The organism is Phytohabitans maris (genome assembly GCF_031085175.1).
In the GTDB taxonomy this organism is placed as follows: domain Bacteria; phylum Actinomycetota; class Actinomycetes; order Mycobacteriales; family Micromonosporaceae; genus Phytohabitans; species Phytohabitans maris.
The window spans coordinates 60351-72383 of record NZ_JAVHUY010000029.1 but is presented as its reverse complement, the minus strand read 5'-3'; the positions used below and the strand labels follow the sequence as shown (position 1 = coordinate 72383).

The following is a 12033-nucleotide window of genomic DNA, read 5'->3' as shown; positions in this document are numbered from 1 at the left end:
CCGATGTCACGTCCCCCCAGATGGAGAATGGCCGCCGTGCTGGTCGCCGGGGCGCTCGCCCTGGCGGCGTGCGGCAGCGACGACGGTGACGAACCGGCCGGTGGCGACGCCAGCGGCTCGGCCGCCGGCGGCCTGATCGCCATCATCACCCCGTCGCACGACAACCCCTTCTTCAAGGCCGAGGCGGACGCCGCCGACGCCAAGGCCAAGTCGCTCGGGTACACCACCACGTCGACGTCGCACGACGACGACCCCAACAAGCAGTCCGAGCTGATCGACTCAGCGATCACCGCCGGGGCCAAGGCGATCATCCTGGACAACGCCGGCGCCGACGCCTCGATCGGCCCGATCCGCAAGGCGGTGGACGCCGGCGTCAAGGTGTTCCTGATCGACCGGGAGATCAACGAGACCGGTGTGGCCACCGCCCAGATCGTGGCCAACAACTCCCAGGGCGCCTCGCTGGTGGCCGAGGAGTTCGTCAAGGCGATGGGCAACGCGGGCAGCTACGTCGAGCTGACCGGCAAGGCCTCCGACACCAACGCCGGCGTGCGCTCCAGCGCCTTCGCCAGCGTGATCTCCCAGTACCCGGACCTGAAGGTGGCGGCGAAGGAGACCGCGAACTGGGACCAGCAGGAGGCGTTCACCAAGACCGAGACGATCCTGCAGAAGAACAAGAGCATCAAGGGGATCATCGCCGGGAACGACACGATGGCGCTCGGCGCGCTGGCCGCGGTCAAGGCCGCCGGCCTGTCCGGCAAGGTGATCATCGCCGGGTTCGACGGCAGCCCGGACGCGGTCGCCGCGATCAAGACCGGTGAGCTGCTCGCCACCGGCCTGCAACCGGCCGTGCTCATCGCCGAGACGGCGGTGACCCAGGCCGACGAGGTGATCCGCACCGGCAAGGCGACCCAGCCGGAGAAGCAGTCGATCGACTGCGCCTTGATCAACAAGGACAACGCGGACTCGTACACGCTGTTCGCCCTCAAGTAGCCGCGGGCCCCGGGTGGGGGCGCGGGACACGATCTTGCGCCCCCACCGGGTTCTGATAAGCTTCACTTGAATCAGATTTCGGAGTTGAATAGATATGTCAAGCGAACCGAGGTTCGGTGCCGGACTGTGGCACTTCGCCAGCTACGTCGACCGGTACGCCGTGGACGGCTACGGTCCCGCCGTCACCACGCTGGAGGCGATCGCCCGCGCCGGCGAGGTCGGCGAGCTCTCCGTGGTCGACCTGAACTACCCGTTCACCCCCGGTGTCGGCCTGTCCGAGGTCAAGGACGCGCTCGCCGCCGCCGGCCTCAGCGCGATCGGCATCACCCCGGAGATCTACCTGCGGCGGTTCGCCAAGGGCGCGTTCACCAACCCCGACCCGGCCGCCCGCGCCGCCGCCCTCGACCTGATGCACGAGGCCGCCGGCGTGGTCCGCGAGCTCGGCGCCGACTACGTCAAGATCTGGCCCGGCCAGGACGGCTGGGACTACCCGTTCCAGGTCAACCACCGGCGGCTGTGGTCGCTCGCCGTCGACGGCATGCGCGAGCTCGCCGCCGCCCACCCCGACCTGCGCTTCGCGATCGAGTACAAGCCACGCGAGCCGCGGGTGCACATGACCTGGGACTCGGCCGCCCGCGCGCTGCTGGGCATCCAGCAGATCGGCCTGGACAACGTCGGCGTGCTGCTCGACTTCGGCCACTCCCTCTACGGCGGCGAGTCGCCCGCCGACGCCGCCCAGCTGCTCATCGACCACGGCCGCCTGTTCGGCATGGACGTCAACGACAACCTGCGCGGCTGGGACGACGACCTGGTGGTGGGCACCGTCCACCTCACCGAGATCTTCGAGTTCTTCTACACCCTCAAGATCAATGACTGGAACGGGGTGTGGCAGCTCGACCAGTTCCCATTCCGCGAGGACAGCGTCGAGGCGGCCCGGCTCTCCATCCGGTTCCTCAAGGCCGTACACCGGGGGCTGGACCTGCTCGACATCCCGGCGCTGCAGGCGGCCCAGGAGCGGCAGGACGCGCTGACCGCGCAGCGGCTGGTCCAGGACGCGCTGCTGCGCTCGATGGCGGTGGACCGGTGAGCGCGGCCCCGATCACCACGCCCGGCACGGCGCTGCCCGTTCTCGGCCGGATCGGCGCGGAGGCCGGGCGGGAGGCCGTCGTCGCGCACATCCGCGAGGGCGCCCGGCTGATCCGCCGCCGCGACATCGCCATGATCCACTCGGCCGGGCTGGGGCACGTCGGCGGCGAGTTCTCCGTCATCGACATCCTCGCCACGCTCTACCTGCACGTGCTGGAGATCAGCGCGGGCCGGCTCGACGACCCCGAGCGGGACCGGCTGATCCTCTCCAAGGGGCACGCGGCCGGTGCCCTCTACGCCACCCTCGCCGCCGCCGGCCTGCTCGACCCGGCCGCGCTCGACACGTTCATGCGGCCGCTGTCCAAGCTCAACGGGCACCCGGACCGCACGAAGGTGCCGGGCGTGGAGGCCAACACCGGCCCGCTCGGGCACGGCCTGCCGGTCGCGGTCGGCACCGCGCTGGCCGGCAAGCTCGACGGCTCGCGCCGGCGGACCTTCGTCGTGCTCGGCGACGGCGAACTGCAGGAGGGCTCCAACTGGGAGGCGCTGATGACCGCCGCCCACCACCGGCTGGAGCACCTCACCGCCGTGGTCGACCGCAACCGGCTGCAGCAGGGCGCCCGGGTCGCCGAGACCAACGACCTCGACCCGCTGGCCGACAAGGCACGCGCGTTCGGCTGGCACGTGGTCGAGGTCGACGGGCACGACCACGGCGCGCTGCTGGACACCTTCACCCGCCCGCCGGTACCCGGCACCCCCACCTTCGTCATCGCGCACACCGTCAAGGGCCACCCGATCTCCTTCATGAGCGACGAAGTCGCCTGGCACCACAAGGTGCCCAACACCGACGAAGTGGCCGCCGCGCTCGCCGAACTGGAGACCCCGTGACCACCAGCACCACCCAACCCGTCCTGCACGACTGCCGCGACGCGTACGCCGCGACGCTGATCGAGCTGGCCCAGGCCGACCCGCGGGTGGTCGTGGTCGTCAACGACTCGGTCGGCTCCAGCAAGCTCGGCGAGTTCAAGCGCCGCTTCCCGGACCGGCTGATCAACGTCGGCATCGCCGAGCAGGACATGGTCGGTGTCGCCGCCGGCCTCGCCAACGGCGGCAAGATCCCCTTCGTGTCGGCCGCGTCGTGCTTCCTGACCGCCCGCGCCATGGAGCAGATCAAGGTCGACGCCGCGTACTCCAACCACAACATCACGCTCTGCGGCATGAGCCCCGGCATGGCGTACGGCGAGCTCGGCCCCACCCACCACTCCATCGAGGACCTGGCCTGGCTGCGGGTGATCCCCAACCTCACGGTGGTCGTGCCCAGCGACCCGGCCGAGACCGCGCAGGCCATCCGGTGGGCGGCCGACCACTCCGGGCCGGTCTTCGTCCGGGTCAGCCGCATGGGCGTGCCCGACGTCAACCCGGCCGGGTACCGGTTCGCCCCCGGCCGGGCCACCACCCTGCGCGACGGCGACGACGTCACCATCGTCGCCAACGGCACCGTGGTCGCGCCCGCCCTGGACGCCGCGCACGAGCTGTCCCACCTCGGCATCACCGCCCGCGTGCTGTCGATGCCCACCGTGAAGCCGCTCGACGTCGAGGCCGTCGTGGCCGCCGCGCGCGAGACCGCCGCCATCGTCACCGTCGAGGAGGCGCTCACCACCGGCGGGCTCGGCGGGGCGGTCGCCGAGACGGTGGTCCAGCACCATCCGGTACCGGTCCGGTTCGTCGGCGTACCCGACGTGTTCGCGCCCACCGGCTCGGCGCGGTGGCTGCTGGAGCACTTCCACATCTCCGCCGCCGGCATCGTCGAGGCGGCCCGCCTCGCGCTGGGCCGCTGAACGCGGCACCGGGGTGGCCACGCGGGTCACCCCGGCGGTTGGCCACCCGGCGTTAGGATCTCATCCTGGAATAGGTAGCCAATGACGAAGAATTACGCGGAGGCGTGACCATAGCCGTGGTCGAAGACGACAACGTCGGCACGACCCGACGACCGGCGTACAGCGACGACCAGATCCGGCTCGTCGCCAAGGTCGCGCGCATGTACCACGAGCGCAACCTGCGGCAGACCACCATCGCCGAGGAGCTGCACATCTCCCAGGCGCGCGTGTCCCGCCTGCTCAAGCGCGCCACCGAGATCGGCATCGTGCGCACCACGGTCTCCCTGCCCCCCGGCGTGCACACCGACCTGGAAGAGGCCCTGGAGAAGCGGTTCGACCTGCGCGAGGCCGTCGTGGTGGACGCCGCCGGGGTGGACGACCTGCTCCCCGCCCTCGGCGCCGCCGCGGCCGACTACCTGGAGACCACCCTCACCGGCGGCGACAGCGTCGGCATCTCCTCCTGGAGCGCCAGCCTCCTGGCCGCGGTCGAGCGGATGCGACCGTCCCGCAACCGCGTCGTCGACCAGGTCGTCCAGATCGTCGGCGGCGTCGGCAACCCGCGCGTCCAGATCCGGGCCAACAACCTGATCAGCCGGTTCGCCAGCATGACCGGGGCCGACCCGCTCTTCATGCCCGCACCCGCCATGCTCGGCACCCCGGCGGCCCGCGACGCCCTCCTGCGCGACCCGACCGTCGCCGAGGTCGTCCAGACCTGGCCGAAACTGACCATGGCGCTCGTCGGCATCGGCAGCCTCGAGCCCTCCCCCCTGCTGCGCGAGAGCGGCAACGCCATCGCCGAGGCCGACCGCGACGCCCTCAACAACGGCGGCGCCGTCGGCGACGTCTGCCTCCGCTTCTTCGACGCGGCCGGCCAAGCGGTCAACACTCCCCTGGACGACCGCATCCTCGGCGTCAGCCCGGAAGAGCTACAGGCCATCCCGCGCCGGATCGCCGTCGCCGGCGGTCCGGAAAAGACCACCGCGATCCGCGGCGCGCTGCTCGGCAAGCGGGTCAACGTGCTCATCACCGACCTCACCGTCGCCACCGACCTCGTCGAGGCGGGCTGAGGTCACGGCGTCTTCGCCCCACGACGCGGCCGCCGGTCGGCCGAGGGGGCTCGCAACCCGGCGGTACCCCCGGTAGCAGGCGCTCTCCAACGAGGCCACCGAGCTGGCCGGCGCCGGCGGCGCCAAGGGCTCCGCCGGCCCGGCCGTCGCCGAGCAACCGCTCACGAAGATCGACGAGAGCTCGAAAATCTTCTGGGAAACCAAGCGGAGCTGAACCTCACCGGCGTCCGTTCCATGCGTGCGAGCCCCGGCCTCGCGAGGCCGAGCCGGTCAGGAGTCTTCACGAGTCGCCGGAGGGGCCGGCGATCGAGGTCCCGGTGCGCACCGGGACGCCCGGGTTGGGCGTGCCGTCGGAGTTCCAGCCGATCTTCTGGGCCCGCGTCGTGCGGGTGGTGCCGCAGCCCTGGCTGGTGGAGGAGTTGGCGTGGTAGACAATCCACGTCTCGGCCCCGTCCGGCGACCTGACGAAGGAGGCGTGGCCCGGGCCGTAGACGCCGTTGGCGTCACTGCGCTGGAAGATGGGGGTCGACCTCTTCGTCCACGAACTGGCCGACATCGGGTCGCCACCGGTCCAGGTCAGCGTGCCAAGCTTGTAGTCAGGCGTGTTGCAGGAACTGGCCGAGTACGTCAGGAACGTCCTCCCGCCGTTGTACACGGCGTACGGGCCCTCGTTGACCGCACCGCCCTGCCGCTCCCACGACAGCGTCGGCGACGAGATCCGAACCCCGTTGCGGGAAACCTGTACCGGCGACGACATCGGGGCGATGAACAGCCCTTGCTCCCCGCCGCGGAACGCGGAGTAGACGAAGTGGTTCACCCAGCCGTTGAACCGGACCACGCTGCCGTCGATCGCCCACCCACCGTTGGGTTCCAGGTTGAGAATGCCCCGATAGGTGTACGGCCCGAGCGGGTCGGTGCCGGAGCTCTCCAGCACGCCGGTCCGGCGCTGGCCCTGGCCCGGCGACGGCTCTGCCGAGAAGTAGATGTACCACCGGTTGTTGATCCATTGCAGATCCGGTGCCCACATCGTGCAGCAGCCAGGTCCGGCGGTCAGGGTGAACACCGTCCGCTCCGGCGCGGTCTTCAGACCGGCCATAGTGGACGATGTGCGCATGACGATTCTCGAGGACCAGGTCGTGGCCATGTAGTACCAGTTGCCGCCGCTGTACACGATGGAGGGATCCGCGCTGTTGGGCGTGCCGACGAGGGGGTTGGTGAACGACGGTCCGGGCGCCGCGAGCGCCGGCGCGGCGGGGATGGCTACGCCCGGGACCGAGGCGAGCACGGCGACGGCGGCGACGACGAGCAGCCGTCGCGCCGTTTTCAGCCTGCGTTTCACGAACATCGGGTTCCTTTCATGGGGATCTGCGCCGGAGCGAGAAAATGTGAACGCTAACATTCCTAGCCGCCTTCCCCGAGTTGGGATCAATGCGTGGATGGGGCCGCGACGTGCGCCCACGGAAGCCACCACGGGTGGCAGCGATCAACCGCAAAGCCGCGTACCGGTGGTGTCGGCGCCGCCGCTTGTGATCGCCCGTTAATTTGGTGTTACGGAGGAGTGTTAGCGATAACAGGCCGGACTGTCAACCCGTCGACCATCGCCGATCTCTGGCAGCCGTCGCATCCGCCTTGTGGCGACTCATCGCACATCGCCGCTACTCGTGTTCGAGCCTGAATGTTCCTGAACGTATCGGTTCGAACTCTGCTGTGGTCAGACCCAGTCGAGAGTGCCGTCGTCGAGGGCTTCGGGCTGGTAGCCGTCGACGTCCGTGTGGTGCTGGAGTGCGTGGGCGATCTCGGCGAGCATCGTCGCGACGCTCGGCCAGCGTGGCTTCAGGCCGGCGGCTTCGTACTTGTCCCATTGCATGACGCATCCGTGCAGCGGGCCGGGGCGCAGGTCGATGAACAGGTTGCAGCCGCCGCCGTCGTGCGCGATGGGCAGCCACACCGGCAACCAGTACGGGGTGCGGGGAGAGCCGGCGGGCGTGGCGACGAGTGTCGCGGTTTCCGCCCTGTCCTGACAGGAGGCGATGTCCAGCATCAGCTCACGGTGATCCACCGCCTGGTCGACGGTGCATGGGGTGTAACCCGGTATCAGCCGTCCTTGCACAAATCCGGTCGCGCCACAGGATCGACGCCACCATGCCACCAGGTCGGCAGGCAGTGGTCGGTCCAACAGGGCTTCCACAACGGCGATGTCGTCCTGGGTCGCCGGCTGGCCGATGTGGGCTGCGGATACGGGCGCGTGGTGGCACAGCCAGCTCACGATCCGATCCCAGGAGTCCTCGGCGGTGTGGGGCCATCGGGAAATCCTGCCACGGTCCTGTGGACCATGTGTGCGGCGCCGGCCGCGGCCGGCAAGGGGTTGCCGCGAACTCGAGGCCCTGGGACGACGCTGGCCAGCCACCAACTCATTGCGTTTTCTGCAATCAGTTGGTTGACTCCTGGCGTGGCGAGGGTGGTGTTCGCGGGCGGGCAGGTGTTCGACGGGACGGGTGCCGCGCCGGCACCGGCGGACGTGGCGGTGGAGGCCGGCCGGATCGTCGCGGTCGGCACCGGCCTGGACGGCGACGAGGTCGTCGACTGCGCCGGCCGTGCGGTGTTGCCGGGCCTGTTCGACTGCCACGTTCACCTGATTGTCGGGCCGTACGACCAGGCGGCCCAGTTGCACGAGCCGTTCTCGATCCAGTTCTACCGGGCAGCGCTGAACATGCGCACCACCCTCGGGGTCGGCATCACCACCGTGCGCGATGCCTGCGGCGCGGACCTGGGGGTGAAGGAGGCGCAGCGGCGCGGCATGATCCCCGGGCCGCGGGTGCACGTCTCGATCGGGCAGGTAAGCCAGACCGGTGGCCAGGGCGATCACTGGGAGCCGTCCGGCTGCTGCCCGACCGGCGTGTTCACCCCGCATCCGGGCCGGCCGGCGTGCGTGGTGGACGGCCCGGACGCGGTTCGGGTCAAGGTCCGGGAGCTGATCCGGGCCGGTGCCGACGTCATCAAGGTGGCCACCAGTGGCGGGGTTGTGTCGCCGGCGCGGGCCAACCCGCTGCTGGGTCACTTCCGGGACGCCGAGATCGCCGTCATGGTCGAGGAGGCGACCGCGGCCGGCATCTCGGTGATGTCCCACGCCCGGTCGACCGAGGGCATCAAGGTCGCGGTCCGAAACGGGGTCAGGTCGATCGAGCACGGCGACCTCCTCGACGACGAGGCGATCGACCTGATGCTCGCCAGGGGCACCTGGCTGGTGCCCACCCTGATGGCCAACAGCGGCGTGCTCACCGCCGCCGCGCACGGCATCTCCTACCCCGAGCACATGCTGGAGAAGGCACGCGTGCTCCACGAGAGCCAGACCCGATCGGTACGCCGCGCGATAGCCGCCGGGATCCGGATCGCGTTCGGCACCGACTCGGGGGTCACCGCCCACGGCCGTAACCTGGAGGAGCTCGGGCTCCTGGTCGACTGCGGCATGACGCCGGCGCAGGCGCTCCGGTCGGCGACCCGGTCGGCGGCCGAGCTGATGGGGCTCGACGCCGATCTGGGCACCGTCGAACCGGGCAAACGCGCCGACCTCGTCGTCGTCGACGGCGACCCGCTCGACGTCGCCACTCTCGCCGACCGCATCGTCTCGGTCCACCAGGACGGCAAACTCGTCCACAGTGGACAGCGTGGGTAACGCCCGGCCGGTCGGGTGGTCACGGTGGCGGCGGTACGTCGTGCAGGCTCCACAGCAGGTTGGTGGTGATCGCCTCGCCGCCGCCGTGGCGATCGGCGAGGTCGGCGTACTCGCCAAGGATGGCCTCGATCCGTTCGGTCATCTCGGCCAGCGCGGCCGGCGGCAGGCGCAGAGTCCATCGCAGGTGGCTGCGGATGGCCTCGGGCGGTGCCGCGGCGAGCTCGGCGTGGTACGCGGCGACGGTGGCCAACTCGACCTGGCGGGACAGCTCGGCGTGACCGACGTGGTGCACGGCCAGGGCGGTCGAGATGCCGGTAGACCGGTACGGCCGCTCCCGGGCGCCCCGGTTGCCGGTACGGGCCTCGCCCGCGACCAGGAACCCGGCCTGAACCAGCTCCCGCACATGCCGCAACGCGGTACCGGGAGCGATCCCCAGCGCGTCGGCGAGCTCCTTGTTGGTCAGCTCACGGTCACGGCACAGCCGCAGGATCCGCAGCCGCAGCGGATGGGCCAGGGCCCGAAGCTGCCCGACCGACGCGGCCGGCCGGTCGTGTTCCGCCGCGGTCATGGCGAGTCCCGCAGCCGGTCACCAGCCGGCGAACCGCTGGCGAGAAGGGAGACGAGCACGTCGACGAGGGTAACGGCCCGGTACCCCTACGCGTCGCAGTCGAGGAGGCTGTCACAAACCTCGCACCGGACCTCCACGCTCGTGTAGGCCGGCAGCCGGACGTGCACGCCGCACCCCGGGCAGGCAAACGCGACCTTGAGCGGGGAGCGGCCGGAGAAGGTGTAGCCGTCGCCGCGGGCCGCGTCGTAGGGCCGCGGCACGCCACGGTCCAGGCGGCGCCGCACGCGGTCGCGATCCTTCTCGTACCGGCGCCGGCCGGCCGCGGTGGCCGACGCCAGCGGTGGTACGCCCCACTCGCCCAACGCACGGCCGTATCCGTGTTCGTAGGCCCGCTGCCCCTGGAGGCCGGTCAGCAACGGCAGTGGGTCCTCCCCGAAGCGGATGGCCCGCCTGCCCAGGATGTAGCCGTACTCCCCCAGGCTGAGGTAGCCGAGCCGTTGTGAATACGAATACGAGTAGGTGTAATCGGTGCGGTGGGCGTTGAGTAGGGGCCAGCCCACGCCGAGGTACACGGCGGCGGTGTCGGTGAGGATCTCGTCTTCGTACCGGAGGTCGTGGTACTGAAGGAAGACGTGCGTCACCTCGTGGGCGAGGACCGCGCCGACGTCCCGCCGCCGCGCGACGATCCCCGAGTCGATCTCCACGAAGTACTCGTCGCGCTGCCACGCGCCGAGCGTGACCCGCCCGGCGTGGCCAGGCGGCATCGCCTGGATCGCGACGGTCATCCGGGTGTCCGGCAGCCGGAGATGCTTCACCAGGGCACGGACGATGCGCGCGATCCCGGCCGGCGGATCCTCCCGGTCGCCGAGGTGGACATCGCCGGGATCGACGCTGGTGGAGTAGCCGTCCATTGTGGCCGCGGAGAGCCGGCGGTAGAGCGTGTAGATGGAGCGGCGTATCTTGCCGAGGGCGCCGGCCTTGTCGTCGTCCAGCCTTCTGGGCGGCGGTGTGTACGTGACCTCTACGTCGTCCAAGGCCAGTTGTCCCCTCCCCGCGCCGCCGAGGGCCATGACGGCGTCCCCTGCCATCAGCCCGACCGCACGGTATCCGGTCGGCGGCGGGAGGGGTCCCAGGACGTTCGCGCTAGAACGTGCGGGTCCGGCGAGTGCTCCGGCGAGTGCGGAGGAGAACCGATGACCGTTGCCCAGTTGACCCTCGCGCGGCCCCGGAAGGCTCCGTGGCGAGCTGCCGCCGCTGTGGTCGCGGCCCTTTTCGTGGCCGGATGCGGCTCGTCCGGCGGCGGTCGCGCGTCCGCGACCGGGACCGCGACGCCGGCGGGGACCGCGGTCGCCGCGTCCGCCAGCCCGTCCCCCAGCGTCGCGACGGCCTCACCGTCGCCCGCTCCCCGCCCCACGGCCGCCGACCGGCGCCGGTACGCGGCTTGCGCGGACGGCACCTGCGAGGTGTACGTGCCGCGGCCGGTCCGGATCAAGGTGCGCGGTGGCACCCTCGCGGTGACCAAGGTGCGGCGCGACGACTCGCTGGACTTCAAGCTGACCTTCAGCACCGGCTACGAAGGCTCCGGCACGTTGAAGGGCACGTGCGGGTCCGTCGTGACGTTCTACCGGGCCGGCGGTGGCGCGGGCTTCACCGGATGTCCGGCCGCTGGCGTGCCCGTGCGGCCGACTCCGCAGCCGGGGGCGCAGCACATGCAGCTGGTCGGCTGGTCCGCCGACGGCGCGGCCGTGCTGCGCCTGGTGTCGGGCTGACCGGCTGGCACCACTCGGTACGGGGTTCGGCGTCTCTACGAGCTCACCGGCGGGGCGCGGTCGGGATGCCGCTCCGTACACTGTGCGGAGTCATAGGGGAGATCATGGCGATCGCGCGCATCGACGGTAGCGGTGTCCCGCGCCAGGGCGAGCCGTGGACCAGCCCGGACGCACTCGTCGTGCGGGGGTTCAACGGCGCGGTGGCCGTGGAGGCCGGTCCCGGGGCACGGCTGTGTTTCGGACGCGCCCCGGACCCGGCCACGGAGGGGCTGCGGCTCGGCGAGGACGACCTGCGGGTCAGCCGCACCCACGGTGTGCTGGTGCATCGACAGCAGTGGTGGTGGCTGCGAAACACCGGATCGTTGCCCATCGAGATCTCCGGCGGCCGCCGAATCCACAAGGCGGACGAGGAGCATCCGCTGGATCCGGGACACACCACGCTGGTCATCACCGGGTCGAACGACCGGAAACACATCCTGCACCTGTACATCAACGGCCCGCACGGAGGCCGGCAGCCGTACCCGGTCCCGGACGGGCGCACAGTGGAACAGCACGTCTGGCCGCTCACCCCGCGGCAGCGGCGGGTCCTGGCCGTCCTCGGCCAGCGCTACCTGCGCAGCGGCGACCCGGACCCGCAGCCGCTGACCAGGCAAGGCACGGTGGACCACCTCAACGAGCTGTGGCCGGACGAGAAGTGGACCTTGCGGAAGATCGACCACGTCATCGAGCCGGTCCGGCTGCACCTGCACGCGAAAGGGGTTCGCGGCCTGGTGGAGGCCGAGGTCGATCAGCCGGTCGGCACCAAGCTCAGCCACAACCTGCTGGTCGAACTGACTGTCAAGACCGCGACACTCACCCCCAACGACCTCAAGATGATCGATGACCTCGAATAGGGTGTAGCTAGCCCCTGTTTCGAAAATCCTTGCCGGGCTGCGCCGGGCCCAGACGACGACCGGCGGCGCCGGATCGCCGCCTGGACTCCGGCTCGCCTCGACAATTCTTT

12 protein-coding genes and 1 pseudogene are annotated in these 12033 nt (G+C 70.7%); 9 read left to right on the top strand and 4 right to left on the bottom strand.

Annotation, left to right across the window (positions count from 1 at the left end):
* Positions 1-3: 3 nt before the first annotated feature.
* From RB614_RS27590 to RB614_RS27565, 6 genes and pseudogenes are all read left to right on the top strand, one after another.
* Complete coding sequence (locus RB614_RS27590) at positions 4-990, top strand: D-ribose ABC transporter substrate-binding protein (RefSeq protein ID WP_308715565.1); 987 nt, start codon at positions 4-6, stop codon at positions 988-990.
* A gap of 94 nt (positions 991-1084) precedes the next feature.
* Positions 1085-2077: a sugar phosphate isomerase/epimerase family protein gene (locus tag RB614_RS27585; RefSeq protein ID WP_308715564.1), complete on the top strand. Its 993-nt coding sequence runs from the start codon at positions 1085-1087 to the stop codon at positions 2075-2077.
* Positions 2074-2964: a transketolase gene (locus RB614_RS27580; protein WP_308715563.1), complete on the top strand. Its 891-nt coding sequence runs from the start codon at positions 2074-2076 to the stop codon at positions 2962-2964. Before RB614_RS27585 ends, RB614_RS27580 begins: the two co-directional genes overlap by 4 nt.
* Entirely contained in the window at positions 2961-3914 is a 954-nt protein-coding gene (locus RB614_RS27575; protein WP_308715562.1) for a transketolase family protein, read from the top strand. Before RB614_RS27580 ends, RB614_RS27575 begins: the two co-directional genes overlap by 4 nt.
* Positions 3915-4018: 104 nt before the next feature.
* Positions 4019-5020, top strand: a complete 1002-nt coding sequence (locus tag RB614_RS27570) for a sugar-binding transcriptional regulator (RefSeq protein WP_308715561.1) — start codon at positions 4019-4021, stop codon at positions 5018-5020.
* Positions 5021-5102: 82 nt separating this feature from the next.
* Positions 5103-5234, top strand: a pseudogene (locus RB614_RS27565) (superoxide dismutase, Ni); the annotation flags it as partial.
* A gap of 66 nt (positions 5235-5300) precedes the next feature.
* Here the strand turns inward: RB614_RS27565 and RB614_RS27560 are convergent.
* A complete protein-coding gene (locus RB614_RS27560; RefSeq protein WP_308715560.1) occupies positions 5301-6359 on the bottom strand; it encodes a glycoside hydrolase family 43 protein in 1059 nt (352 codons plus the stop codon).
* A 372-nt stretch (positions 6360-6731) separates the two neighbouring features.
* The gene (locus RB614_RS27555) at positions 6732-7286 is read right to left on the bottom strand and encodes an SMI1/KNR4 family protein (RefSeq protein ID WP_308715559.1); all 555 of its coding nucleotides are present in this window, start codon (positions 7284-7286) and stop codon (positions 6732-6734) included.
* 183 nt (positions 7287-7469) lie between these two features.
* On the opposite strand from RB614_RS27555, the gene RB614_RS27550 reads away from it, so the two are divergent.
* Positions 7470-8693: a metal-dependent hydrolase family protein gene (locus tag RB614_RS27550; protein ID WP_308715558.1), complete on the top strand. Its 1224-nt coding sequence runs from the start codon at positions 7470-7472 to the stop codon at positions 8691-8693.
* 19 nt (positions 8694-8712) lie between these two features.
* Here the strand turns inward: RB614_RS27550 and RB614_RS27545 are convergent, their stop codons facing one another.
* Together RB614_RS27545 and RB614_RS27540 are read right to left on the bottom strand one after the other, a co-directional pair.
* A complete protein-coding gene (locus RB614_RS27545; RefSeq protein ID WP_308715557.1) occupies positions 8713-9261 on the bottom strand; it encodes a helix-turn-helix domain-containing protein in 549 nt (182 codons plus the stop codon).
* 86 nt (positions 9262-9347) lie between these two features.
* Entirely contained in the window at positions 9348-10349 is a 1002-nt protein-coding gene (locus RB614_RS27540) for a hypothetical protein (RefSeq protein ID WP_308715556.1), read from the bottom strand.
* A gap of 105 nt (positions 10350-10454) precedes the next feature.
* Between RB614_RS27540 and RB614_RS27535 the strand changes: the two genes are divergently transcribed.
* Positions 10455-11030: a hypothetical protein gene (locus tag RB614_RS27535; protein ID WP_308715555.1), complete on the top strand. Its 576-nt coding sequence runs from the start codon at positions 10455-10457 to the stop codon at positions 11028-11030.
* Between the two features lie 104 nt (positions 11031-11134).
* On the top strand, positions 11135-11923 hold the full coding sequence (locus tag RB614_RS27530; RefSeq protein WP_308715554.1) for an FHA domain-containing protein: 789 nt from the start codon (positions 11135-11137) through the stop codon (positions 11921-11923).
* The last annotated feature ends 110 nt before the right edge of the window (positions 11924-12033 follow it).

Excerpts from the sequence above, each read along its gene's own strand:
- RB614_RS27545 (WP_308715557.1), bottom strand. The coding sequence starts at position 9,261 with ATGACCGCGGCGGAACACGACCGGCCGGCCGCGTCGGTCGGGCAGCTT.
- RB614_RS27540 (WP_308715556.1), bottom strand. The coding sequence starts at position 10,349 with ATGGCAGGGGACGCCGTCATGGCCCTCGGCGGCGCGGGGAGGGGACAA.
- RB614_RS27585 (WP_308715564.1), top strand. The coding sequence starts at position 1,085 with ATGTCAAGCGAACCGAGGTTCGGTGCCGGACTGTGGCACTTCGCCAGC.
- RB614_RS27590 (WP_308715565.1), top strand. The coding sequence starts at position 4 with ATGTCACGTCCCCCCAGATGGAGAATGGCCGCCGTGCTGGTCGCCGGG.
- RB614_RS27530 (WP_308715554.1), top strand. The coding sequence starts at position 11,135 with ATGGCGATCGCGCGCATCGACGGTAGCGGTGTCCCGCGCCAGGGCGAG.
- RB614_RS27535 (WP_308715555.1), top strand. The coding sequence starts at position 10,455 with ATGACCGTTGCCCAGTTGACCCTCGCGCGGCCCCGGAAGGCTCCGTGG.